Raw genomic sequence first — 24,491 nt, 5'->3', positions numbered from 1 at the left:
TCCCACACAGGGCCTGCAACCTGTGTCTGAATGGGCAGCTTTTCCCACAATGGGGTAAACTGCCGCGTCTTCATATCTATAACGACTCGCCTGATGCCCACGACGTTTCAAGAGATCCCCCGCGAACGCCCGGTCACGCCATTGCTGGACCGCGCTGACACGCCTGCCGGCCTGCGCCGGCTGGCTGAAGCCGACCTGGAGACCCTGGCCGACGAGCTGCGCCAGGAGTTGCTCTATACCGTTGGTCAGACCGGTGGGCATTTCGGCGCCGGCCTGGGCGTCATCGAGCTGACGATCGCCCTGCACTACGTCTTCGACACACCGGACGACCGCCTGGTGTGGGACGTCGGTCACCAGGCCTACCCGCACAAGATCCTCACCGGCCGGCGCAACCGCATGCTCAGCCTGCGCCAGAAGGACGGCATCGCCGCCTTCCCACGCCGCGTGGAAAGCGAGTACGACACCTTCGGCGTCGGCCACTCCAGCACCTCGATCAGCGCTGCCCTGGGCATGGCCATCGCCGCCCGCCTGCAGAACGACCCGCGCAAGTCCATCGCGGTGATCGGCGACGGTGCCCTGACCGCCGGCATGGCCTTCGAGGCGCTGAACCACGCCCAGGAAGTCGATGCCGACATGCTGGTGATCCTCAACGACAACGACATGTCGATCTCGCGCAATGTCGGTGGCTTGTCCAACTACCTGGCCAAGATCCTTTCCAGCCGCACCTACGCAAGCATGCGCGAAGGCAGCAAGAAGGTTCTGTCGCGCCTGCCGGGCGCCTGGGAAATCGCCCGCCGCACCGAGGAATACGCCAAGGGCATGCTGGTACCGGGCACCCTGTTCGAGGAACTGGGCTGGAACTACATCGGCCCTATCGACGGCCACGACCTGCCGACCCTGATCGCCACGCTGCGCAACATGCGCGACCTCAAGGGCCCGCAGTTCCTGCACGTGATCACCAAGAAGGGCAAGGGCTTCGCCCCGGCCGAGCTGGACCCGATCGGCTACCACGCCATCACCAAGCTCGAGCCCGTCGACAAGCCCGCCGCGCCGAAGAAGGTCAGTGGGCCGAAGTATTCGGCGGTGTTCGGCCAGTGGCTGTGCGACATGGCCGCCGCCGACAACCGCCTGGTGGGCATCACCCCGGCGATGAAGGAAGGCTCGGACCTGGTGGCCTTCAGCGAACGCTATCCCGAGCGCTACTTCGACGTGGCCATCGCCGAGCAGCACGCGGTCACCCTGGCCGCAGGCATGGCTTGCGAAGGCGCCAAGCCGGTGGTCGCCATCTACTCGACCTTCCTTCAGCGTGCCTACGACCAGCTGATCCACGACGTGGCGGTGCAGAACCTCGATGTGCTGTTCGCCATCGACCGTGCAGGCCTGGTGGGCGAGGACGGCCCGACCCACGCGGGCAGCTTCGACCTGTCGTACCTGCGCTGCATCCCGGGCATGCTGGTGATGACCCCCAGCGACGAGAACGAGCTGCGCAAGATGCTCACCACCGGCCACCTGTACAACGGCCCGGCGGCGGTGCGCTACCCCCGCGGTACCGGCCCCAACGCGCCGATCAGCGGCGACCTGGAACCGCTGGTGATTGGCAAGGGTGTGGTGCGCCGCAAGGGCGAGAAGGTCGCCCTGCTGGTGTTCGGCGTACAACTGGCCGAGGCGATGAAGGTGGCAGAGCAGATCAACGCCACCGTGGTCGACATGCGTTTCGTCAAGCCACTGGACGAGTCCCTGGTGCTGGAACTGGCGGCCAACCATGAGCTGCTGGTGACCGTCGAAGAGAACGCCATCATGGGTGGCGCCGGCGCTGCGGTCAGTGAGTTCCTGGCTCGCGAGGCGGTGCTCAAGCCAATGCTGCACCTTGGGCTGCCGGATATTTATGTCGAGCATGCCAAGCCGGCGCAGATGCTGGCTGAATGTGGCCTGGATGCAGCTGGGATCGAGGCTTCGGTGAAAGCCCGCATGGCCAAGCTCGGCCTGTAATCCCTGGGGCCGCTTTGCGGCCCATCGCGGCACGAGGCCGCTCCTACAGGATCGTGCGGTCCCTGTAGGAGCGGCCTTGTGCCGCGATCGAGGGCTCTCGCTACATGGAACCGTCAATGAAACCCCCTGCCCTTGCTCTGCTCTGCCTCCCTCTCCCGCTGCTGGCGGCCGAACCGGACCGCGACGACGCCCTCAAGCTCCCCGACGTACTGGTCAGCGCCAGCCGCCAGGTCGAATCACGCAGCGCCACCAGTGCCGCAAACACGGTGTTCACCCGTACGGACATCGATCGCCTGCAGCCTTCCAACGTCACCGATCTGCTGAGCCGAGTACCGGGCGTGCAAGTGGCGCCTACCGGTGGCCGAGGCAGCCTGCCGGGGATTTTCATCCGCGGTACCAAAGCCGCCCAGACCCTGGTACTGGTCGACGGCGTGCGCATCGCCAACGCCACCTCCGGCGACAGCGGGCTGCAGTTTCTCGACATCGACCAGATCGAGCGGGTCGAGGTGCTGCGTGGCTCGCGTTCGGCCATTTATGGCAGCGATGCCATTGGCGGTGTCATCCAGATCTTCACCCGCCGTGGCAGTGGCCCAGGCCTGCAGCCACGCCTGCGCCTGGCGGCGGGCAGCAACCAGACGTTCCAGCGCGGCCTGGGGCTTTCCGGCGGCAGCGAGGCGACCCGCTTCAACCTGGGCGCCAGCCTGGACGAAACCGCCGGCATCGACTCGACCGGGCCCTCGTTCGCCAGTGACGGCGATCACGATGCCTACCGCAACAAGTCGTTCAACCTGAGCCTGAGCCATACGTTCGACGAGCGGTTCGAGGCGGGGGTGAATGTGCTTGATAGCCATGGCAGGCACGAATACGACAACCCCTATGGTCGTTTTGATGAAACGACCAGGCTGAGCTACCCGCAGCAGCCATATACGGATTTCAGCGTCAGTAGCTTTGGCACCTATTTCGATGCCCAGCTCAGCGACGCCTGGCATTCCAGGTTGGAGCTGGGGCACAGCGAAAACCGTGATGATACCCGCGACAAACTCAGCGACGAGCGTTTTATCTATAACACCTATCGAGACCAGGTCACCTGGCAAAACGACTTCGTGTTGAATGAGCATAATCAGCTGATACTGGGCGGCGACTGGTATCAAGACCGATTCCACGGCACAGCAAACTTCAGTGAGGATAGCCGCTGGAACCGTGCCGCCTTCGCCCAATACCGCTTCACAGGCGATGCCTTCTCAAGTGAACTGGGTATCCGCCAGGACCGCAACCAGCAATATGGCGACCAAACCACTTGGAATGCCAGCCTCACTATCCCGCTGAATCCATCTAACGATGTGCTGGTTTCCTACAGCGAAGGGTTCCATGCCCCTACGTTCAATGATCTCTATGACGTGAAACACGGAAACCCTGACCTTCGCCCCGAGCATTCGAAAAGTTACGAACTGCAATGGCGCAGCCAACTGACGAGCAACACGAGGATGGAAGCGTCCCTGTATCGTACTGACCTACGCGATGCGATCAGCTACGACCCTGTCCGCCAGCGGCCCGATAACATCAGTTCCGCCCGCATCAACGGTCTAGAGTTGGCATTGACGCGAGAATGGGCAGGCTGGACCTCTCAATTAGGCCTCTCCGTGACCGACCCGCGCAACCGCGAGAACGGTCATACCCTGTCTCGCCGGGCGCGGCGTACCTTGAGCCTGGATCTCGACCGTCAGTTCGACCGTTTCGCCGTTGGCGCCACCTGGCAAGCGGCCAGCAGCAGTTACAACGATGAAGCCAATACCGACCCAATTGCCGGCTATGGCACCTTGGGCCTGCGTGGAAGCTGGGCGGCAAGCCGTGAGCTGAAGCTCGATCTGAAGCTGGATAACCTGCTGGACAAACACTACAGCCGCACCCACTACAACTATCAGGGCACCAACTACGGCTACCGCGAAGAAGGCCGCACCTGGCTGCTGAGCGTCACCTGGACGCCGGCGCTCTAGCCGCCAGCAGCGCGCACAGGCGCGCCGTGGCCTCGATCATCTGGCCACTGGGGCGCTCCAGCCCCTTGTCCGGCACCACCAGCAAGCGATCATTGGCCACCGCGTCGAGGGTGCGCCAGGCCTTCCAACTGGCCAGCTGGGCCTTGTCGCCGGCGAGGATCACCTGCGGGTCGCGCAACAGCACGGATTCCACGCTCACCTGAGGTGCAGGCTGGGTGAGGTCGGCGAAAACATTGCGCGCACCACAAACACTCAGCGCATCGCTGACGATCTGCTGCCCGCCAAGGGTGTACAACGGCCGGTCCCACACTTGGTAGAACACGCGCAACGGCTGTTGCCGCCGGTACTGCTGGCGCAACCCCTGCAGCCGTTCACGCAAGGCGGCCGCGTATTGCCGGCCTCGTTCGGCACGCCCTACCCGCTGGCCGATGGCTTCGATCTGCCCGATCAACTGGTCGATATCCTTGGGCTCGCCAACGAAGGTCGGGATGCCCAGGCGCCTGAGCTGGTCGCGCTGCGCCGGCGCCACGCTGTCGGGCCACAACAGCAGCAGGTCGGGTGCAAGGCTGAGCAGGCGCTCCATGTCGAGCTGGCTGTACCGCCCTACCGAAGGCAGGCCTTGCAGCGACGCCGGCCGCTGACCACCGTCGAGCACACCTACCAGCAGGTCGTCGGCGTGCAGCTCGAGCATGATCTCGGTCATCGAAGGGGCCAGGCTGACCACCCGCGGAACACCCTCGGCCTTGGCGCCGAAGGCCAACAGGGCCAGCAGGCAGAAAAGAATGCGCATCAGCCCAGCTGGCGGGGAATGCGGTACAGGTAGAGCAGCACTGCGGTGGACAGTGCCAGGAGGATCTGTGGCACCGCCTCCAGGCCGACCAGTACCGAAAGTGCCGCGACCCACGCAGGAAAGCAGGCGAACAACATGGCCATGCGTCGCACTTCGGCCAGCTCGATCCACGCCTGGGGCTCCTCGGGCGAGCCAAGGGCCTTCGAAGTGGCGATCAGGGCGTGCTTGTAGGCGCCGAAACGCGGCAGGCTGAGGAACATCGAGGCAGCGCCGGCAATGAACAGCGGCATGGCCAGGACTGGGACAAGGGCATCGCCGCCACCAAAGGCCCAGGCCATCACCGGCAGTGGCACCAGGCCTACCGCCAGGTATTGCCACCACGCCAGCGCCAGGCGCCGCTTCACCTGGCTGCGGGTCACGCCTGCGGCTCGCCCTGGTGCTCGTTGCCCATCATGTGGCCAAGCTTGCCGGCTTTGGTGGCCAGGTAGTGACGGTTATGCGGGTTGTGGCCGGTGTGCAGAGGCACGCGCTCAGCGACCTTGATGCCCATGTCGGTCAATGCCTTGACCTTGCGCGGGTTATTGGTCATCAGGCGCAGCGAGCCGACGCCCAGGTGCTCGAGCATGGGCTGGCACATGGCGTAGTCGCGTTGGTCGGCGGCAAAGCCCAGGCGCTCGTTGGCCTCGACGGTGTCGGCACCGCCGTCCTGAAGCTCATAGGCGCGGATTTTGTTCAACAGACCGATGCCACGGCCTTCCTGGCGCAGGTACAGCAGCACACCCCGGCCTTCCCGGGCAATGGCCTGCAATGCGGCCTCCAGTTGCGAGCCGCAGTCGCAGCGCTGGCTGAACAGCGCGTCGCCAGTCAGGCACTCGGAATGCAGGCGCCCCAACACCGGCTCGCCATCGGCGATATCACCCAGGCTGAGCACCACATGCTCACGGCCTGTGGCTTCATCGAGAAAGCCATGCATGGTGAAGATCGCGAAAGGAGTCGGGAGTTTCGAGGCGGCGACAAAGACGACGGGCACGTTGTGCTCCTAAAAAAGTAAGCAATTCCAATTGCCCGATTGTATCAGCAGGTTGCTACCCATGCGCAGGCTGAATATCGCCGCTTAAGATCGAAAAGTTTGATGGTTGGGCTTCGAGCGCGCCCGCCTCATCGCGGGGCAAGCCCGCTCCCACAGGGACCGCGCCAGTCCTCAGACGTACGCGCCCACACTGATCTTGTGGGAGCGGGCTTGTCCCGCGATTGGCCCGCCACCTACGTCAGGCAACCACCCACACCAATACCTGCATGCCCAGCCAGGCGAACACACCGGCCAGGATATCGTCGAGCATGATCCCGACGCCGCCATGCACATGGCGGTCGATCCAACGGATCGGCCAGGGCTTGAGGATGTCGAAGAAGCGGAACATCAGGAACCCTGCCAGCAACCACTGCCAACCCTCCGGCACCAGCCACAGGGTGATCCACATGCCGACCATCTCGTCCCAGACGATGCCTTCGTGGTCATGCACACGTAGGTCATTGGCGACCTTGCCGCACAGCCAGAAGCCGAACAGCATGGTGATGCCCAGCAGCAGCCAGTAGCCCCAGTCCGGCAGCATCTGCCAGAGCGGAACGAACGGCAGCGCCACCAGCGAGCCCCAGGTGCCAGGCGCCTTGGGCAAGGTACCGGAGCCGAAGCCGAAGGCGATGAAGTGCCAGGGGTTGCGCCAGACCGAAGGCGGAACGAACTCCGCAGGCACCTGGTTGGGGTGGTCGGTCACGGTGTCTCCCTAAAATGTTGATAACCCCGTTGCGCCGGGGTGATGTCCTGGCCCTGCCCGTCGCGCAGCGTGACACCCTGCCCTTCGAGCACGCGGCCGATGACATGGATGACGCCAGGTTCAGGCAGGGATGAAAGTTGCGCTTCTGGCAGGGTGAACGCCAACACGTAGTCGTCGCCACCGGTGAGCGCGGCATGCAAGGCCGCCTCATGGCCGAGGAAGGCCTGCAGGGCAGATGAGACCGGAACCCGCTCGGCATCCACTTCAAGCGCGACCCCGGAAGCCTTGGCGATATGCCCGCAGTCAGCCAGCAGCCCGTCGGAAATATCCAGTGCCGCCGTGGCTCGGCCACGCAACAGCTGGCCCAGGGCGAGCTGGGGCATGGGCGACCAATACTGGGCCAAGAGCGGTTCGGCAACTTCGGCCGGCGCCGTGCGCTCACCCAGTACCAGTGGCAAGGCCCCGGCCGCGCTACCCAGGCAACCGCCCACACACAGCAAGTCGCCCGGCCGAGCACCGCTGCGGCGCAGGGCCTGCCCTGCAGGCGCCTTGCCGAACACGGTCACGGTGATGGCCAGGGGGCCGCGGGTGGTGTCGCCACCGATCAGGCTGACACCGCAGCGCAAGGCCATGCGGTTCAGGCCATCGGCATACAGCCGGAGCCAGTCGGCACCGACCTGGGGCAGGGTCAGGGCGAGGGTGAAGCCGATGGGGTCGGCGCCCATGGCCGCAAGGTCGCTGACCGCCACGGCCAACGAGCGCTGGCCGAGCAACAGGGGGTCGCAGGCGGCGGGGAAATGCACGCCTTCGACCAGGGTGTCGGTGGATACCGCCAACTGCTCGCCAGCAGGCAGCTGCAGCAGGGCGCAGTCGTCACCGATGCCGAGGACCACACCTTCACCGCCCTGCGCGCAGGCCGCGGCGGCGAAGTAATGACGGATCAGCTCGAACTCACCCATGATCGGTCGGCGCCACGATCAGCGCTTGGCCGCCTTGACTTCCGCGTCGCGCAGAGTCGGCGCGAGCTTGTCCAGCACACCGTTGACGAACTTGTGGCCATCGGTGGCACCGAAGACCTTGGCCAGCTCGACACCTTCGTTGATCACCACGCGGTATGGTACGTCGACGCGCTTGATGAACTCCCAGGTGGACAGGCGCAGCACCGCGAGCTCGACCGGGTCGAGCTCCTCCAGCGGCAGGTCCAGGCATGGGGCCAGGGCCTTGTCGATTTCGCCCTTGATCGCCGGGACCCCATGCAGGATCTCGCGGAAATAGGCGCCATCGATATCGGAGAAATCGTTGTCGACCCGGAACTGAGCCTCGATCTCGTTCAGCGAATGCTGGGCCATGTGCCACTGGTAGAGAGCCTGGGTCGCGAGCTTGCGGGCTTCACGGCGCTTGGCGCTCTTGGAGGGCTTGCCTGCATCCGCCGCGCGTGGCTCGCGCGGGTTGAAACGATCGCTTTCGTCGCTAATCACTTGGCCTCCAACTGCGCCAGCAGGCTGACCATTTCCAGGGCGGACAGGGCAGCTTCGGCACCTTTGTTGCCGGCCTTGGTGCCAGAACGCTCGATGGCCTGCTCGATGGAGTCGACGGTCAGGACGCCGAAGGCCACCGGAACACCGAACTCCATGGACACCTGGGCCAGGCCCTTGGTGCACTCGCCCGCCACGTATTCGAAGTGCGGGGTACCGCCACGGATCACCGCACCCAGGGCGACGATCGCGTCATATTCACCTTGCTGGGCGACTTTCTGTGCAACCAGCGGGATTTCGAAGGCACCCGGGGCACGGATGATGGTGATGTCGCTTTCGCTGACGCCATGGCGTACCAGGGCATCAACGGCACCGCTCACCAGGCTTTCGACGACGAAGCTGTTGAAGCGGCCAACCACCAAAGCATAGCGACCTTTGGGGGCGATGAAGGTACCTTCGATGGTCTTCAGGGTCATTCCGGTGTTCTCATCTTAAAGAGCGAGGCCGCGCACACGCGGCCTGCGGGAGGGTTTGGACACGAGCGGCAGGACGACAGTTACGCCTGTGTCACTCGGAGGGCACGTATTCTACAACTTCCAGATCGAATCCGGATATCGCGTTGAACTTCATCGGCGAGCTCATCAGGCGCATCTTGCGCACGCCCAGGTCACGCAGGATCTGCGAACCGGCACCGACAGTGCTGTAGGTGGTCGGCGCCTTGGGCTGCGCATCGCCGGCACTTTCGCGGATGTGTGCCAGCAGCACGTCGCCATCGAGCGGGTGCCCCAGCAGCAGCACCACGCCGCTGCCGGCCTCGGCCACGGCGCTCATCGCCGCGCGCAGGCTCCAGCGGCCCGGCTGTTTGACCAGTAGCAGGTCGCGCAGCGGGTCCATGTTGTGCACGCGCACCAGGGTCGGCTCTTCGGCGCGGATGTCACCGAGAGTCAGGGCCATGTGCACATCGCCTTCCACCGCGTCACGGTAGGTGACCAGGTTGAACTGGCCCAGCTCGCTGTCCAGCGGCTGTTCGGCGATACGCTGCACAGTGCGCTCGTGGATCATCCGGTAGTGGATCAGGTCGGCGATGGTGCCGATCTTCAGGCCGTGCTCGGCGGCGAAGGCCTCCAGCTCCGGACGACGGGCCATGGTGCCGTCGTCGTTCATCACTTCGCAGATCACGCCGCTGGGCTCGAAACCGGCCATGCGCGCCAGGTCGCAAGCCGCTTCGGTGTGCCCGGCACGCGCCAGGGTACCGCCGGCCTGGGCCATCAGCGGGAAGATGTGGCCGGGGCTGACGATGTCGTCGGCCTTGGCATCACGGGCGGCCGCCACCTGCACGGTGCGCGCGCGGTCGGCGGCGGAAATGCCGGTGGTGACACCCTCGGCGGCCTCGATCGACACGGTGAACTTGGTGCCGAAGCCCGACCCGTTGCGTGGCGCCATCAGCGGCAGCTTGAGCGTTTCGCAGCGCTCGCGGGTCATCGGCATGCAGATCAGGCCGCGGGCGTGCTTGGCCATGAAGTTGATGTGCTCGGCCTGGCAGCACTCGGCAGCCATGATGATGTCGCCTTCGTTCTCACGGTCTTCGTCGTCCATGAGAATGACCATTTTGCCCTGGCGGATGTCTTCCACCAGCTCTTCGATGCTGTTGAGCGCCACTCGGCACCCCCTTCTCAATCAGGATTTCAGGTAGCCGTTGGCGGCCAGGAAGCTTTCGGTGATGCCACTGCCCTTGCTCGACTCGGCGGCCTTGTCGCCCAGCAGCAGACGCTCCAGGTAACGGGCCAGCAAGTCGACCTCGAGGTTGACCCGACGACCTGCGCGGTAGTCGGCCATGATGGTTTCGGACAGGGTGTGCGGGACGATGGTCAGCTCGAACTCGGCGCCATCGACCTCATTGACCGTGAGGCTGGTGCCATCGACGGTGATCGACCCTTTGTGGGCGATGTACTTGGCCAGCTCCTTGGGCGCACGCACACGGAACTGGATGGCGCGCGCGTTATCGCTGCGCGAAATGATCTCGCCGACGCCGTCGACATGGCCACTGACCAGGTGGCCGCCCAGACGGGTGGTAGGGGTCAGGGCCTTTTCCAGATTGACCCGGCTGCCGCTCTTGAGGTCGACCATGGCGGTGCGCTTGAGGGTCTCGACGCTGACGTCGGCCCAGAAGCCGTCGCCGGGCAGCTCCACGGCAGTCAGGCAGACGCCGTTGACGGCGATGCTGTCGCCCAGCTTGACGTCGCCCAGGTCGAGCTTGCCGGTTTCTACGTAGACGCGCACGTCACCGCCCTTGGGGGTCAGGCTGCGGATGGTGCCGATGGATTCGATGATGCCGGTGAACATGGTGTCCTCCTCGGGAACAGGGCTGCGCGTGGCAAGCCGGGCATTATACGCCGGAGGCCGGCAAGGGGATGGCCGTGATCCGCCAGTCATCGCCGACTGCGCGCACCTCGGTGATCTTCAGGCGCGGCGCCTCGTTCATCTGCGCCAGCGGCCAGTCCAGCAGCGGGCGGGCGGTGCTGCCGAGGAATGTGCCGGCGACGAAGAGCTGGAACTCATCGACCAGGCCCAGGCGTGCGAAAGCGCCGACCAAGCCCGCGCCGGCTTCCAGCAGGACCTCGTTGACACCGCGGGTGGCCAGGGCCTGCAGCAGGCCAGGCAGGTCGACACGGCCGGCCTCACCGGGCAAGCACAGCAGCTCATGGCCGGCCTGGGCGTAACGCGGGTCGTCTGCGCGGGCGGTCACCACCAGTGCGGGGCCGGCCTGGAAGAAAGGCGCGTCCAGCGGCAGGCGCAGGCGGCCGTCGACCAGCACGCGCAGGGGCGGCCGGGCCAAGGCCAGGGCCGTGGTTTCGGCGTCCAGCCCCAGTTCGGCACCCCGCACGGTCATGCGGGCGTTGTCGGCCAGCACGCTTTCGGCGCTGGTCAGCACCACACTGGAACGAGCACGCAGGCGCTGCACCGCAGCGCGGGCGGCAGGGCCGGTGATCCACTGGCTCTCGCCACTGGCCATGGCGGTGCGGCCATCCAGGCTCATGGCGAGCTTGGCGCGCACGAACGGCAGGCCATGCTCCATGCGCTTGAGAAAGCCCGGGTTGAGGGCGCGGGCCTCGGCCTCGAGCACGCCGCTGCTGACCTCGACACCGGCCTCGGCCAGGCGTCGCAGGCCCTGGCCGGCTACCTGCGGGTTAGGGTCCTGCATAGCCGCCACCACCCGGGCCACGCCGGCCTCGACCAACGCCTCGGCACAGGGCGGCGTGCGGCCATGGTGGCTGCACGGCTCGAGCGTCACGTAGGCGCAGGCGCCGCGTGCGCGCTCGCCAGCCTGGCGCAGGGCGTGGACTTCGGCATGGGGCTCACCGGCACGCACATGCCAGCCTTCGCCCACCACCTCGCCGTCGCGCACGATCACGCAGCCCACGCGCGGGTTGGGGTGGGTGCTGAACAGGCCCTTGCGGGCGAGCTCCAGGGCGCGCGCCATGTAGTGGGCGTCGAGGATGGCTGCGTGGCTCGGCATGGTCATTCCTTGGCAGGTTCACGGGCCAGGCGGTCGATTTCTTCGCGGAACTCGTCGAGGTCCTGGAAACGCCGGTAGACCGATGCAAAGCGGATATAGGCGACTTCGTCGAGCTTGCGCAGCTCGGCCATCACCAGCTCGCCGACCACCAGCGACTTGACCTCGCGCTCGCCGGTGGCGCGCAGCTTGTGCTTGATATGCGCCAGCGCCGCTTCCAGGCGCTCGACGCTGACCGGACGCTTTTCCAACGCGCGCTGCATGCCGGCACGGAGTTTTTCTTCGTCGAAAGGCTGGCGCGTGCCGTCCTGCTTGATCAGCCGTGGCAGGACCAGCTCGGCGGTCTCGAAGGTGGTGAAGCGCTCGCCGCAGGCGACGCATTCACGGCGGCGACGCACCTGTTCACCCTCGGCGACCAGGCGCGAGTCGATGACCTTGGTGTCGTTGGCACCGCAAAAGGGACAGTGCATGGTGGCAGGCAACAAAAAAAGGGAGGGCCATGGTAGCGCATCCCACTGGCAAGACAAGCCAAAGGGTTTACCATCCATGCAATTCTGCCTGTGAAGGACTACCCCATGCACTACCGAGCGCTCGTCGTGCTGTGCCTCGCCAGCCTGCTCGCCGCCTGCGGCAGCGACCGACCGAAGCCCGAGCAAACTTCTGCAGTACCGCCTGCCAAGGCCGTCAAGAAGCCAAAGGAGCTTGGCCCACTACCTGCCTACCAGCGCGAAGTGAGCGGCACCTTGCTGGAAGTACCGGCCGGCGCCGAAGTGGAGCTGGCCCTGCTGGTCATCGATGAGCGCGGCCGCCCGCAACGTCTGCTGGCCAGCGACAATCTCACCGGTACCGGCCAGGCCCTGCCCTATCGCCTACGCTTCAACCCCGAGGCCTTCCCGGCCGGTGCCCGCGTCGAGCTGCGCGGCCGCGCCAGCCGTTCCGGCCAGCTGATCCTGCACCTGCCGCCGCTGCGTATCGCCCAGGCCATCAACCAGGCCACCGGCCCGCTGCGCTTCGAGAAGGCGCCATAGATGCCCCCGCTGCCCCTGCAACAGGCCCTCAGCGGCCTGATCGGCGAAGCGCGCCTGGTCGTCAGTGACCTACCCGAATGCGAACTCAGGCTCTGGCTGATCGATGCGCAGAACATGGACCGCGCATTCAGCCCCGAGGAGACCCGCCGCATCCTCGACGAACCGCCCTACTGGAGCTTCTGCTGGGCCAGCGGCCTGGCGATGGCCCGCTACCTGGCCGAACACCCTGAATGGGTTCGGGGCAAGCGCGTGCTGGACTTCGGCGCAGGCTCCGGCATCGCCGGGATAGCCGCGGCGCGTGCAGGCGCTCTGGAAGTGGTAGCCTGCGACCTGGACCCGCTGGCCCTGGATGCCTGCCGGGCCAACGCCGCGCTCAACGGCGTGACGCTTGGCTACAGCAATGACTTCTTCGCCGAAGAGGACCGTTTCGACCTGATCCTGGTTGCCGATGTGCTCTATGACCGCGCCAACCTGCCGTTGCTCGACGCGTTCCTGGGCCGCGGCCGCCAGGCCTTGGTGGCCGACTCGCGGGTGCGCGACTTCAATCACCCACGCTATCGCCAGCTCGGCGTGCTCGAGGCCCTGACCCTGCCGGACCTGGCCGAGCCGCACGAATTCCGCCGGGTCAGCCTGTACCACGCCAGCCGCGAGCCTTTATAGTGGTGCCATTCACGGGTTTGCGAGAGTCGCGATGAGCCAAGCTCCTAGTAAAGATCTGCCGTACATCTTCGATGCCACCGATGCCAACTTCCAGCAACTGGTCATCGAAAATTCCTTCCACAAGCCGGTGCTGGTCGACTTCTGGGCCGAATGGTGCGCGCCGTGCAAGGCGCTGATGCCGCTGCTGGCCAAGATCGCCGAGGGCTACCAGGGCGAATTGCTGCTGGCCAAGATCAACTGCGACGTTGAACAACAGATCGTCGCCCAGTTCGGCATCCGCAGCCTGCCGACGGTGGTGCTGTTCAAGGACGGCCAACCGGTCGACGGTTTCGCCGGTGCCCAGCCCGAGTCGGCTATCCGCGCCATGCTCGAGCCCCATGTGCAAATGCCCGCGCCACCTGCAGCCGCACCGCTGGAGCAGGCCAAGGCACTGTTCGCCGAGAGCCGCTTCGCAGAAGCCGAGGCCATGCTCCAGGCGCTGCTCGGCGAAGACAACAGCAACGCCGAGGCGCTGATCTACTACGCACGCTGCCTGGCAGAACGGGGTGAGCTGGGTGAAGCCGAAGTGGTGCTCGACGCAGTCAAGACCGACGAACACAAGGCTGCCCTGGCAGGCGCCAAGGCCCAGCTGACCTTCCTGCGCCAGGCCGCCAGCCTGCCGGAGGCCGCCGAGCTCAAGAGCCGCCTGGCGCAGAACCCGCAGGACGACGAAGCCACCTACCAGTTGTGCATCCAGCAACTGGCGCGCCAACAGTACGAGGCAGCGCTGGACGGGTTGCTCAAGCTGTTCCAGCGTAACCGTGGCTACGAGAACGGCTTGCCGCAGAAGGCCTTGCTGCAGGTGTTCGAATTGCTGGGCAACGAGCATCCGCTAGTGAGCGTGTATCGGCGCAAGTTGTCGGCGGCGATGTTCTGAACCCTGCCGGCCCAATCGCTGGCAAGCCAGCTCCCACTGGTACCGCGGTGTCTCTAAAACAGCGCAGGACGGGTGGGAGCAACTGTCTTGAGTATAAGAAGCGCACCGATTCCTGGGGCCGCTACGCGCCCCTTTCGCGGCACAAGGCCGCTCCTACAGCACGATGTCAGCGCTGGCCAGGTAGACGTCACCCGACCCAGTGATACACCGGTGCATGCGCCCCGCTTTCCACCTTCACCTCACTGCTGTGCCGCAAGCGCACCAGCAACCGCTTGCCCGCCGCCGTACTACCGGCCAAACCTTCCAGCCGCTCCAGCAGTTCCGGCCCACTGACCTGCCCGGCCTGGCGCAACAGTTCGCGCGCCGCCAGCCATTGCCCATCGTCCTGGCGCGGCGTGGCGTCGGCCGTCGCTGCAGCCGCTTCGGCCACTGCTGGCACATCCAACTGACGCCCTAGCTGTGCCCACTCCGCAGGCTCCAACTCGATGGTCAGGTCCACCGGCCAATCACCGATCTGTCCGCGAATTCTCACCTTGTCACCCTCAAGTCCGAAATCATTGGCCGCTATGCTCTCATAATCCCCCTGTAGGAGCGGGCTCGTCCCGCGATGGGCCACCCCTGCCGACACCGCTACATGAAACCTGCACCAGGCCGCTGGCGAGCGCAAGAAAAGTTGTTATAACATTACGAACTTCGTATCCATCCGCCCAGGAGTGTTCCATGCGCCGCCTGTTCCTCGCCCTGCCCTTCGCCCTGCTGCCTTTGGCCATGGCCCAGGCCCAGCCCCATGACGATCACGACCATGACCACGCCCACGGCACCCTCGCCGCCCATGAACACGGTGCGGCCAAGCTCGATGTCGTGCTCGACGGCAACACCCTGGAACTGGCGCTGGACAGCCCTGCGATGAACCTGGTCGGTTTCGAACACGCCCCCGGCAGCGATGCCGACAAGGCCAAGGTCGCCGCCACACGCCAGCAGCTGGAGCAACCCCTGCAGCTGTTCGCCCTAGCCCAGGCCGCCGGCTGCAAGGAGGACGCCCAGGAGCTCGACAGCCCGCTGTTCGGCGAGGCCGGGCACGACGATGCGCATAGCGATGAACACGACCACGAGCACGGTCACGCCGACATCAATGCCCACTACCAGCTGACCTGTGCCACACCGGCCAAGCTCACCCAGGTCGACCTGACGCCGCTGTTCAAGGCTTTCCCGGCTACTCAGAAAATCACTGTGCAGGTTATCGGCCCGAACGGCCAGAAAGGCCTGCAAGCCACGCCCGGCAAGCCGTTGGTCGCCTTCTGAATGAGCCAGCCGTTGATCGATCTGCAGGGGCTGGTATTCGCCTGGCCCGGCCAGCCGCCATTGCTGGATATCCCCGCGTTTCGCCTGGAGGCTGGCGAAGCGCTGTTTCTCAAGGGCCCCAGCGGCAGTGGCAAGACCACTCTGCTGGGCCTGCTGGGCGGGGTGAACAAGCCGGGGCAAGGCAGCATCCGCCTGCTCGGCCAGGACCTTGCCGCTCTCGGACAAGGCGCCCGGGACCGCTTCCGGGTCGATCACACCGGCTATATCTTCCAACAGTTCAACCTGCTGCCGTTTCTCTCGGTGCGGGAGAACGTCGAGCTGCCCTGCCGCTTTTCACGTAGCCGCGCCGAACGCGCCCAGCAGCGTCATGGCAGCGTCGATCAGGCGGCCGCCCGACTACTCGCCCACCTGGGCCTGGATGACCCAGCCCTGCTCGCCCGCCGCGCCGACAGCCTGTCGATCGGCCAGCAGCAGCGTGTTGCGGCGGCCCGGGCCTTGATCGGCCAACCAGAGCTGGTGATCGCCGACGAGCCAACCTCCGCGCTCGACGCCGATACCCGCGAAGCGTTCATCGGCCTGCTGTTCGACGAATGCCGGGCAGCCGGCGCCAGCCTATTGTTCGTCAGCCACGACCAGAGCCTGGCGCCGCTGTTCGACCGTCACCTGTCCCTGGCCGAGCTCAATCGCGCGGTCAAGCCCCGGGAGGCCTGATGTACCTGCTCCGACTTGCCTTGGCCAGCCTGGCCAACCGTCGCTTCACTGCGTTCCTGACCGCCTTCGCCATCGCCCTGTCCGTGTGCCTGTTGCTGGCCGTGGAACGCGTGCGCACCGAGGCCCGTGCCAGCTTCGCCAGCACCATCAGCGGCACCGACCTGATCGTCGGCGCCCGCTCGGGCTCGGTGAACCTGCTGTTGTATTCGGTGTTCCGTATCGGCAATGCCACCAACAACATCCGCTGGGACAGCTTCGAGCACTACGCCAAGGACCCGCGGGTGAAATGGGCCATCCCGATTTCGCTGGGCGACTCCCATCGTGGCTACCGGGTGATGGGCACCACCGGCGAATATTTCAGCCATTACCAGTTCGGCCGCCGGCAACACCTGACCCTCAACCAGGGCCGTGCATTCGCCGACGACCCGTTCGAGGTGGTGCTCGGCGCCGAGGTGGCCGACGCGCTGCACTACAAGCTGGGCGACCGGCTGGTGCTGGCCCATGGCGTGGCGGCCATCAGCCTGGTCAAGCACGATGACAAGCCGTTCACCGTGGTCGGGATCCTCGCGCGCACCGGCACGCCGGTGGACCGCACCCTGCACATCAGCCTAGCGGGCATGGAGGCGATCCATGTCGACTGGCACAACGGCGTGCCAGCCCGTGGCGCCGGGCGTATCAGTGCTGAACAGGCGCGGGCGATGGACCTGCAGCCGGCCGCCATCACCGCCTTCATGCTCGGGCTGAACAGCAAGATCGCCACCTTCAGCCTGCAACGGGAAATCAACGAGTTCCGCAGCGAACCGTTGCTGGCGATCCTCCCCGGCGTCGCCCTGCAGGAGCTCTGGAGCCTGATGGGGACCGCCGAACAGGCGTTGTTCGTGGTGTCGCTGTTCGTGGTCCTGACCGGGCTGATCGGCATGCTCACGGCGATCCTCACCAGCCTCAACGAGCGTCGCCGGGAGATGGCCATCCTGCGCTCGGTGGGCGCACGGCCTTGGCATATCGCCGGGCTCCTGGTGCTGGAGGCGTTGGCCTTGGCCGTGGCCGGCATCGCAGCCGGGCTCGGCTTGCTGTACGGCGGCATCGCCCTAGCCCAAGGTTACGTCCAGGCCAACTATGGCCTCTACCTGCCACTGGCCTGGCCCAGCGCCCATGAGTGGACGCTGCTGGCCATCATTCTCGGCGCCGCGCTGCTCATGGGCAGCGTGCCGGCCTGGCGTGCCTATCGGCAGTCGCTGGCCGATGGTTTGTCCATTCACCTTTGAGCAACCTGCATGTTCCTATTCATGTCCCCCGTTACCGCCATCGCCGGCAAGCCGGCTCCCACCGATGCCGGGCAGACCCGAAGGGCGCCGGCTTGCCGGCGATGGCGGCCGAGCAGAATGGGGGTTCTGCAGGCCCTGCTGCTTTTGTCGCTGCTGTCACTGGCCTTGCCCCTGCTGGCCGCCGAACCCCGCACCCTGGACTGGCCCGCCCTGATTCCCGAAGGCGCACCGGTGGTGCCGGTGCAACAGGCACCGCTGCACGACCTTTCGCAACTGGGCAGTGCACTGGCCGAAGCCGCCCCCGCCGCGCGTCAGCAGGCGCCCGACGCACCGGTGGTCAAGGCGCTGGATGGCCAACAGGTCAAGCTGCCCGGCTACATCGTGCCGTTGGAGGTCAGCGAGGAAGGCCGCACCACCGAATTCCTGCTGGTACCCTACTACGGCGCCTGCATCCACGTACCACCACCGCCGTCGAACCAGATCGTGCATATCGTCAGCGAGATGGGCGTGCGCCTCGAAGACCTCTACCAGCCCTACTGGATCGAAGGCCGCATGCAGGTCAAAGCCACCCGCAGCGAACTGGCCGAGGCCGGTTACCAGATGGAAGCGGAGAAAATCTACGCTTATGAGCTGCAGTGAGAACTGTTTCCGCTTTGTGACACGGCTTCGTTGAGCTGAATCAAAAGTTGCGTTCGACTGGCTCCTTACCATTGGACTACTCGATTACTTACGTCCTTTGGGAGCTTCCATGAACAAGTCCTTGCTCGGCGCCTCGCTTATTGCCTTGGCGCTCGCAGCCCCTGTTGCCCACGCCCACCAGGCCGGTGACATCATCATGCGCGCCGGCGCCATCACCGTTGCGCCGAACGAAGACAGCAGCGACCTGAAGTTCGACGGCACCAAGGTGTCGGGCACCAAGGCGACCCTGGACAGCGACACCCAGCTGGGCCTGACCTTCGCCTACATGCTCACCGACCACATCGGCGTCGAACTGCTGGCCGCCACGCCGTTCAACCATACCGTGGCCGTCAAGGGCCTGGGCGGCGGCCTGGACGGCAAGCTGGCCGACATCAAGCAACTGCCGCCGACCCTGTCGCTGCAGTACTACCCGATGGCACCCTCGTCGAAGTTCCAGCCCTACGCGGGTGTCGGCATCAACTACACCACCTTCTTCGACGAAGACCTCAGCGGCGCACGCAAGCAGCAGGGCTTCAGCAACCTGAAGCTGCAAGACTCGGTCGGCCTGGCCGCGCAACTGGGCATGGACTACATGCTGACCGACAACCTGCTGGTCAACGCCTCGGTCTGGTACATCGACATCGACACCAAGGCTACCGTCGATGGCCCGACCGCACTGGGCTACAGCAAGACCAAGGTCGATGTGGACGTGGACCCGTGGGTCTACATGGTGGGCCTGGGCTACAAGTTCTGATGCCTTGCGCGATGGCGGCCGCGGTCGCCATCCAGCCCTACCGCAGCTTTACGCACGGCTCGCAGGCCTTGTAGGAGCGGCGGTGCGGCGGTCCGACTTGCCCCGCGATCAAGGGCGAAGCCCTTGCCAGACGCCGGTGATATCGGGTCCGACCCAATCGCGGGACAAGCCCGCTCCTACAGGGTCAGCGCGCTACCTGGGAAGTCAGGCTTTGCCCAACAACTTCGCCAGGCCTTCGACCATCGAAGTGGGCCGGGGGAATTCGAACCGCGCCAGCAAACGCGTGTTGTCCGCCCGTGAATGGCGGATATCGCCCGAACGCGCCGGGCCATGGCTGATCGGCGGCAAGCCACCAATGACCTTCGCCAGGGCCGTCAGCAGTTGGTTCAACGACGTGGCCTGGTTCAAGCCGATATTCACCGCCCCCTCCTCCACCTGCACCAGCTCCAGCGCCTGGACCATCACCTGGACCAAATCGCCCACATAGAGGAAATCGCGGGTCTGCTCGCCATCACCAAACACCGTGATCGGCTGGCCTTGGGTGGCACGCTCGCAGAAGATGCTGATCACACCCGAATAGGGCGAGGACGGATCCTGTCGTGGCCCAAAGATATTGAAGAAGCGGAACACCACCGGCTCCAGCCCATGCTGGCGACGGTAGAAGTCCAGGTATTGCTCGCTGGCCAGCTTGTCCACGGCGTAGGGCGTCAGCGGTGCCTTGGGGGTGTCCTCGACGATCGACTGGCCCTCGCCATTATTGCCGTACACCGCCGCGCTGGAGGCGAACAGCACGCGGCGCACACCATTGAGGCGCATGGCCTCGCAGACATTGAGTGTGCCGATGAAGTTGCTCTGGTGGGTACGCACCGGGTCTTCGACCGACGCTTGCACCGACGCGACCGCAGCCAGGTGCACCACGGCCCGGCAACCCTCGACGGCACGGTTGACCAAGGCGGCATCAGCGACATCGCCTTCGATCAACTCCAGGGCGGGATGCTCGAGCTGCAGGTTGGTGCGCTTGCCGGTAGACAGGTCGTCCAGTACCCGCACGGCATAGCCTTTGGCCAACAACGCATCGCACAGGTGGGAGCCAATGAAGCCGGCACCGCCGGTGATCAGGATGGGAGCATCAGCCATTTCGGTAGAATCGGTCCAGTAGAGGCGGCAAGCCGGCGCGCCAGGCACGGGGCTTGATACCGAAGGTATGAAGGATCTTCTTGCAGGCCAACACGGCGTTCTGCGGCTCCTCGGCGGCATCCGGACGCGCAGCATGGGCCTGGGGCGTGGGCGCCTGCACGGCCAGCTTCTGCCATTGCGCCGCCTCGGTGAGGATTGCCTGGCCCAAGGCCAGCGGCGTGGTCGCTTCGTTGCCGGCGTAGTGGTAGGTGCCCCACAGCGGCGCGTCGCAATCGAGCTGCTTGAGCACCGAGAGGATCACCCGGGCGGCGTCGTCCACTGGCGTGGGGTTGCCACGCCGATCGTCCGCCAGCAGCAGCTCCTGGGGTTGTTCGGCGCGGGTGAGGAAGCGCCCGAGCGCACCGTCGATGCTTTCGTCCAGCACCCAGCCGAAGCGCAACAGCACGTGCTGTGGGCATGCTGCCCGCACACTTTGCTCGATACGCCACAGAGCCTGGCCACGCAGCCCCAGCGGTACCGGCTCGTCCTTCTCGCTGTAGGCCGTGGCCCGCGAACCGTCGAACACGCGATAGCTGGAAGGCTGCACGAGGATGATCTGGTGGTGCTGGCACAACTCGGCCAAGCGCTCCACGGCCCGCTCTTGCAACGCCAGGCGCTGCTCGCTGACCGACTCGGCCTGGAACCAGTCGAAGTAATAAGCCAGGTTGACCACCACGTCGGGGCGATGGTCATCGAGCAACTGCGTGAGGCTGGCCGGCGTCCAGCCATTCTCCGGCGGGCGTGGCGCCAGGAACCCGATGTCCTCTTCGGCTCCGAGACGAATCAGCGCTTGCCCGAGGGCATTGCCACCACCCAACAGCATCAGGCGCATACGCATAGAGTCAGCAGATCCGAACAGGTTGAGGGAAAGAAGCGGACATTTTGCGGGTTCCTCTCGGGGAAGTCCAACCACAGCCTTACTGAATAGCTGTTATCGCTCGATCGTCGCAATAGCGGGTCACTCGATTTCGAACAGTCCGTTCTTGAGCGGCCCGACACTCAGTCGCTCTCGTACGTCGTCATCGATACGCGGGTCGTCCGGGCGATACAGCTTGACCTGGCGATAGGCATTGATGCGGTTGACCTCTTCCCCCAGGTACTCCCAGACCACGCGGGTACAGGCCGGGTTGCGCCGGTCGCCGCTGGAGACGCCGTTCTTCAGGCCGTTGAGGCGGGTAATGCGGCTCTTGAAGCTCGGGATGAGGATGGTCTGGCTCATTTCGTTGAAGGTCAGCGACTCGTAGTCGATGAGGAACATGCGGTCCTGTAGCTGGAAGGCTGCACCGAGGTAGCGACACCGGACTTCGGCATGCGGGTCGGTGGCCGTGGAGCGCTCCTGGCGCTCCAGGCGCTCGAACAGGAAACTGCCACGCTCCTCCCACAGGTGCACCAGCGACACGAGGATCGAACCTGGCACCGACATGCAGTTGGAGTATTCGAAGTAGTAGCCGCAATAACGCGACAGGTTGCCCGCCTGGGCATGCAACGGCTTGAACAGCTCGCTGATCGGGTCGTTCTGCGGCTCGGCCTGGGCCGACAGCGTGCGTGCACCGATCAGGCGGGCGAACTGTTCCGGCGGCAGGCCCAGTTCGTAGTCCTCCACGCCAAAGAAGTCGCCGATGCGCTTGAGGTTGTAAGCCGTCGGACGGCTCTGGCCGCTCAGGTACTTGTTGAACTGCGCGCGGTTGATCGACAGCTGCCGGCAAACCTCGGAAATAGAGCGGTAATGGCTGCAGGCCAATTTCAGGTTGATAGAGAAATGATCGCCCATGAGAAGGGTCCAGATGATGCGAGTGACGCCATTCTAGCATCAGGTCGCATCAAATCAGAGCAACCCGCGAAATTGTAACCGCAGTTGTCATGGCCAACCATGCGCGCCAATGAAAGCGGTGCGTCCCTGTCGCCCGCTGCTCTTTCCACGCGAACAATAAGAATCGAGGTCATTTTCCAATGCTCGAAGCACTCAACGATTTCCTTTCGGGGAAACTTCTCATCGTGCTGATCGTCGGACTCGGCGGTTATTTCACCATCCGCTCTCGGTTCGTCCAGTTCCGTCATTTCGGCCACATGTTCGGTGTTTTCAAGGAGTCCCTTCGCGGCCAGGCAGGCCAACTGAGCTCGTTCCAGGCCCTGATGCTGAGCCTGGCAGGCCGTGTCGGCGCGGGTAACATCGCCGGTGTCGGCATTGCCGTGACCCTCGGTGGCCCAGGCGCCGTGTTCTGGATGTGGGTCACCGCGCTGGTGGGCATGGCCAGCAGCTTCTTCGAATGTACCCTGGCCCAGGTCTACAAGCGCGCCGATGGCGACGGCCTGTACCGCGGCGGCCCGGCCTACTACATCCTGCACGGCCTGAAGCTCAAGAGCATGGCGATCGTGTTCTCGATCCTGCTGCTGGTCACCTACGGCTTCGCCTTCATCGGCGTGCAGTCGTACACCATGACCCACTCGCTGCAGAACGCCTTCGGCTTCGATCCAGGCACCACCGGTATCGTCCTCGCCGTACTGCTGGCCATCACCTTCATCGGCGGCATCAAGCGCATCGCGGCGGTGTCCGACCTGCTGGTCCCGGTCAAGACCCTGGCCTACATCGGTGTGACTCTGTACGTGATCGGCACCCAGATCGAACACGTGCCAGCCATGCTGGAAACCATCTTCAAGAGCGCCTTCGGCCTCGACCCGGCGTTCGGCGGCCTGCTCGGCAGCGCCATCGTCATGGGCGTGAAGCGTGGCGTGTTCGCCAACGAAGCAGGCTTGGGCAGCGCGCCGAACGTCGCCGCCGTGGCCGCCGTGAAGCACCCGGGTGCCCAGGGCGTGGTCCAGGCCTTCAGCGTATTCCTCGACACCTTCGTGATCTGCACCTGCACCGCGCTGCTGATCCTGCTGTCGGGCTTCTACACGCCTGGCTTCGAAGGTGACGGCATCGTCCTGACCCAGAACTCGCTGGCCGCCGTGGTCGGTGACTGGGGCCGCCTGTTCGTCAGCGTCGCGCTGTCGCTGTTCGTCTTCACTTGCATCCTCTACAACTACTACCTGGGCGAGAACAGCCTGCAGTTCCTCAGCCGCAACCGCGTCGTGCTGATGGTGTTCCGTGGCCTGGTGCTGGCACTGGTGATCTGGGGTTCGGTACAGAACCTGTCCACCGTGTTCGCCTTCGCCGACATCACCATGACCTGCCTGGCGTTCGTCAACCTGATCGCCCTGGCCCTGCTGTTCAAGACCGGCCTGCGGGTGATGCGCGACTACGACGACCAACGCCGTGCAGGCATCGAGCAACCGGTGTTCGATTCCAGCAAGTTCGCCGACCTGGACCTGGACCGCAACGCCTGGCCAGCCAACCCACAAGCTGACACAGCCGCTGACAAAGCCGCCGCCCAGGCCCAGCCGCAGCGCTGATATCCTCTCCTGCCCAGCCGCCCCGTCCGGGGCGGCTCTCTTCTCCGCTCATCGCTACGGAAGCTTTCCATGCGTGCAGTCAAGAATCTTCTCGTCCTCTACACCGGTGGCACCATCGGCATGCTGCAAACCCCTGAAGGCCTGGCCCCGGCCAGCGGCTTCGAGGCGCGGATGCGCGAATACCTGGCCTCGCAGGCCGACGCGCCAGGCCTGGCCTGGTCGCTGCGTGAGCTCGACCCGCTGATCGACAGCGCCAACATGCAGCAGGCCAACTGGCTGGCCATGCGCGACGCCATCGTCGAGGCGGTGGAGCGCGATGGCCATGACGGGGTGCTGGTGCTGCACGGCACCGACACCCTGGCCTACAGCGCGGCGGCGTTGTCGTTCCTGCTGCTGGGCCTGCCAGTGCCGGTAGTGCTGACCGGCTCCATGCTGCCGGCCGGCGCACCCGACAGCGATGCCTGGGGCAACCTGCTCGGTGCCCTGCACCTGTTCGAGCGCGGCCTGGAAAGTGGCGTGCAGTTGTATTTCCACGGCCAGTTGCTGCACGGCTGCCGAGCCTCGAAGCTGCGCAGCGAGGCGTTCGATGCCTTCGCGGTCCTGCCCCGTCACCGTGAAGGCGAGCGGGCAGCGGCGATTCCCCCCGCCCTCGCCTATCGTCAGCGGCGCGAGGCGGTGAAGCTCGCTGTGCTGCCGGTGGTGCCCGGATTACAGGCCAGTTTCGTGCAGGCATTGCTCGACACCGGCATCCAGGGCCTGGTGCTCGAATGCTATGGCAGCGGCACCGGCCCGTCCGATGACCAGGCCCTGCTCGATGCCTTGCACGATGCCCGCCAGGGCGGTGTGATGATCGTCGCGATCAGCCAGTGCCCGGAGGGCTCGGTGGTGTTCGATACCTATGCCGCAGGGAGCCGGTTGCGTGACACAGGGCTGGTCAGCGGCGGCGGAATGACCCGCGAGGCGGCGCTGGGCAAACTGTTCGCGCTGCTGGGCGCCGGACTCGATGTCCAGGCGGCAGAGCACTGGTTTGCCCTGGACCTGTGCGGCGAGCGCGCGTAGGAGCGGCCTTGTGCC

The 24,491-nt window shown here is 65.3% G+C and carries 27 protein-coding genes; 12 read left to right on the top strand and 15 right to left on the bottom strand.

The window, feature by feature from the left end; all coding sequences use genetic code 11:
- The first annotated feature begins 93 nt into the window (after positions 1–93).
- A complete protein-coding gene (gene dxs, locus K8374_RS02400) occupies positions 94–1,989 on the top strand; it encodes a 1-deoxy-D-xylulose-5-phosphate synthase (RefSeq protein WP_224457786.1) in 1,896 nt (631 codons plus the stop codon).
- Between the two features lie 116 nt (positions 1,990–2,105).
- Positions 2,106–3,983 (top strand): TonB-dependent receptor plug domain-containing protein, encoded by a 1,878-nt coding sequence (locus K8374_RS02395; protein ID WP_224457785.1) that lies wholly within the window; start codon positions 2,106–2,108, stop codon positions 3,981–3,983.
- Here K8374_RS02395 and K8374_RS02390 read toward each other — a convergent pair.
- From K8374_RS02390 to nrdR, 11 genes are all read right to left on the bottom strand, one after another.
- Positions 3,961–4,773, bottom strand: a complete 813-nt coding sequence (locus K8374_RS02390; RefSeq protein WP_224457784.1) for a cobalamin-binding protein — start codon at positions 4,771–4,773, stop codon at positions 3,961–3,963. The two genes, K8374_RS02395 and K8374_RS02390, sit on opposite strands and share 23 nt — an antisense overlap.
- Positions 4,773–5,192, bottom strand: a complete 420-nt coding sequence (locus tag K8374_RS02385; RefSeq protein WP_224457783.1) for an MFS transporter — start codon at positions 5,190–5,192, stop codon at positions 4,773–4,775. The genes K8374_RS02390 and K8374_RS02385 overlap by 1 nt, the downstream gene beginning before the upstream one ends.
- On the bottom strand, positions 5,189–5,803 hold the full coding sequence (gene ribA / locus K8374_RS02380; RefSeq protein WP_084857392.1) for a GTP cyclohydrolase II: 615 nt from the start codon (positions 5,801–5,803) through the stop codon (positions 5,189–5,191). The genes K8374_RS02385 and ribA overlap by 4 nt, the downstream gene beginning before the upstream one ends.
- Before the next feature lie 238 nt (positions 5,804–6,041).
- On the bottom strand, positions 6,042–6,545 hold the full coding sequence (locus K8374_RS02375) for a phosphatidylglycerophosphatase A (RefSeq protein WP_084857390.1): 504 nt from the start codon (positions 6,543–6,545) through the stop codon (positions 6,042–6,044).
- The gene (gene thiL, locus K8374_RS02370) at positions 6,542–7,504 is read right to left on the bottom strand and encodes a thiamine-phosphate kinase (protein WP_224457782.1); all 963 of its coding nucleotides are present in this window, start codon (positions 7,502–7,504) and stop codon (positions 6,542–6,544) included. Before thiL ends, K8374_RS02375 begins: the two co-directional genes overlap by 4 nt.
- Before the next feature lie 18 nt (positions 7,505–7,522).
- Complete coding sequence (gene nusB, locus K8374_RS02365; protein ID WP_196145428.1) at positions 7,523–8,023, bottom strand: transcription antitermination factor NusB; 501 nt, start codon at positions 8,021–8,023, stop codon at positions 7,523–7,525.
- Positions 8,020–8,496, bottom strand: a complete 477-nt coding sequence (gene ribE, locus K8374_RS02360) for a 6,7-dimethyl-8-ribityllumazine synthase (protein ID WP_043210219.1) — start codon at positions 8,494–8,496, stop codon at positions 8,020–8,022. The genes nusB and ribE overlap by 4 nt, the downstream gene beginning before the upstream one ends.
- Positions 8,497–8,587: 91 nt before the next feature.
- Positions 8,588–9,679, bottom strand: coding sequence for a bifunctional 3,4-dihydroxy-2-butanone-4-phosphate synthase/GTP cyclohydrolase II (gene ribBA / locus K8374_RS02355; protein ID WP_084857384.1), 1,092 nt, complete (start codon positions 9,677–9,679; stop codon positions 8,588–8,590).
- A gap of 18 nt (positions 9,680–9,697) precedes the next feature.
- Complete coding sequence (locus K8374_RS02350) at positions 9,698–10,363, bottom strand: riboflavin synthase (protein WP_070093931.1); 666 nt, start codon at positions 10,361–10,363, stop codon at positions 9,698–9,700.
- A 43-nt stretch (positions 10,364–10,406) separates the two neighbouring features.
- Positions 10,407–11,537 carry a bifunctional diaminohydroxyphosphoribosylaminopyrimidine deaminase/5-amino-6-(5-phosphoribosylamino)uracil reductase RibD gene (ribD, locus tag K8374_RS02345; RefSeq protein WP_224457781.1) on the bottom strand — a complete coding sequence of 377 codons (1,131 nt, stop codon included), beginning with the start codon at positions 11,535–11,537 and terminating at the stop codon, positions 10,407–10,409.
- Between the two features lie 2 nt (positions 11,538–11,539).
- Complete coding sequence (gene nrdR / locus K8374_RS02340; RefSeq protein ID WP_043210325.1) at positions 11,540–12,004, bottom strand: transcriptional regulator NrdR; 465 nt, start codon at positions 12,002–12,004, stop codon at positions 11,540–11,542.
- Between the two features lie 105 nt (positions 12,005–12,109).
- Between nrdR and K8374_RS02335 the strand changes: the two genes are divergently transcribed.
- From K8374_RS02335 to trxA, 3 genes are read left to right on the top strand one after another with little or no spacing between them, the layout of a single operon-like run.
- Complete coding sequence (locus K8374_RS02335; RefSeq protein WP_224457780.1) at positions 12,110–12,562, top strand: YbaY family lipoprotein; 453 nt, start codon at positions 12,110–12,112, stop codon at positions 12,560–12,562.
- Positions 12,563–13,222, top strand: coding sequence for a class I SAM-dependent methyltransferase (locus tag K8374_RS02330; RefSeq protein ID WP_224457779.1), 660 nt, complete (start codon positions 12,563–12,565; stop codon positions 13,220–13,222). It begins immediately after the preceding gene.
- Between the two features lie 31 nt (positions 13,223–13,253).
- Positions 13,254–14,138, top strand: a complete 885-nt coding sequence (trxA, locus tag K8374_RS02325; RefSeq protein WP_224457778.1) for a thioredoxin — start codon at positions 13,254–13,256, stop codon at positions 14,136–14,138.
- 187 nt (positions 14,139–14,325) lie between these two features.
- Here trxA and K8374_RS02320 read toward each other — a convergent pair whose 3' ends face one another.
- The gene (locus K8374_RS02320; protein WP_224457777.1) at positions 14,326–14,670 is read right to left on the bottom strand and encodes a hypothetical protein; all 345 of its coding nucleotides are present in this window, start codon (positions 14,668–14,670) and stop codon (positions 14,326–14,328) included.
- A 188-nt stretch (positions 14,671–14,858) separates the two neighbouring features.
- On the opposite strand from K8374_RS02320, the gene K8374_RS02315 reads away from it, so the two are divergent.
- From K8374_RS02315 to K8374_RS02295, 5 genes are all read left to right on the top strand, one after another.
- A complete protein-coding gene (locus tag K8374_RS02315; protein WP_224457776.1) occupies positions 14,859–15,440 on the top strand; it encodes a DUF2796 domain-containing protein in 582 nt (193 codons plus the stop codon).
- The gene (locus tag K8374_RS02310; protein WP_224457775.1) at positions 15,441–16,151 is read left to right on the top strand and encodes an ABC transporter ATP-binding protein; all 711 of its coding nucleotides are present in this window, start codon (positions 15,441–15,443) and stop codon (positions 16,149–16,151) included.
- Complete coding sequence (locus K8374_RS02305) at positions 16,151–17,416, top strand: ABC transporter permease (RefSeq protein ID WP_224457774.1); 1,266 nt, start codon at positions 16,151–16,153, stop codon at positions 17,414–17,416. The genes K8374_RS02310 and K8374_RS02305 overlap by 1 nt, the downstream gene beginning before the upstream one ends.
- 117 nt (positions 17,417–17,533) lie before the next feature.
- Complete coding sequence (locus K8374_RS02300; RefSeq protein ID WP_224459251.1) at positions 17,534–18,055, top strand: DUF3299 domain-containing protein; 522 nt, start codon at positions 17,534–17,536, stop codon at positions 18,053–18,055.
- 109 nt (positions 18,056–18,164) lie between these two features.
- Positions 18,165–18,848: an OmpW/AlkL family protein gene (locus K8374_RS02295; RefSeq protein ID WP_196145418.1), complete on the top strand. Its 684-nt coding sequence runs from the start codon at positions 18,165–18,167 to the stop codon at positions 18,846–18,848.
- Positions 18,849–19,052: 204 nt separating this feature from the next.
- On the opposite strand, the gene K8374_RS02290 is transcribed toward K8374_RS02295, so the two are convergent.
- The 3 genes from K8374_RS02290 to K8374_RS02280 form a co-directional block, all read right to left on the bottom strand.
- Entirely contained in the window at positions 19,053–19,985 is a 933-nt protein-coding gene (locus K8374_RS02290; protein ID WP_224457773.1) for an NAD-dependent epimerase/dehydratase family protein, read from the bottom strand.
- Positions 19,978–20,862, bottom strand: coding sequence for a sugar nucleotide-binding protein (locus K8374_RS02285; RefSeq protein WP_084857362.1), 885 nt, complete (start codon positions 20,860–20,862; stop codon positions 19,978–19,980). Before K8374_RS02285 ends, K8374_RS02290 begins: the two co-directional genes overlap by 8 nt.
- A 120-nt stretch (positions 20,863–20,982) precedes the next feature.
- Entirely contained in the window at positions 20,983–21,795 is an 813-nt protein-coding gene (locus tag K8374_RS02280) for a helix-turn-helix domain-containing protein (RefSeq protein ID WP_224457772.1), read from the bottom strand.
- A 179-nt stretch (positions 21,796–21,974) separates the two neighbouring features.
- Between K8374_RS02280 and K8374_RS02275 the strand changes: the two genes are divergently transcribed.
- Together K8374_RS02275 and K8374_RS02270 are read left to right on the top strand one after the other, a co-directional pair.
- Positions 21,975–23,417, top strand: a complete 1,443-nt coding sequence (locus K8374_RS02275) for an alanine/glycine:cation symporter family protein (protein WP_224457771.1) — start codon at positions 21,975–21,977, stop codon at positions 23,415–23,417.
- A gap of 69 nt (positions 23,418–23,486) precedes the next feature.
- Positions 23,487–24,476, top strand: a complete 990-nt coding sequence (locus K8374_RS02270) for an asparaginase (protein ID WP_224457770.1) — start codon at positions 23,487–23,489, stop codon at positions 24,474–24,476.
- Positions 24,477–24,491: the final 15 nt, after the last annotated feature.

It is taken from the genome of Pseudomonas sp. p1(2021b), assembly GCF_020151015.1.
GTDB classification, from domain to species: Bacteria; Pseudomonadota; Gammaproteobacteria; order Pseudomonadales; family Pseudomonadaceae; genus Aquipseudomonas; species Aquipseudomonas putida_K.
Note: the sequence above shows the minus strand (reverse complement) of the source record. Positions and strands in the feature narration are given on the sequence as shown.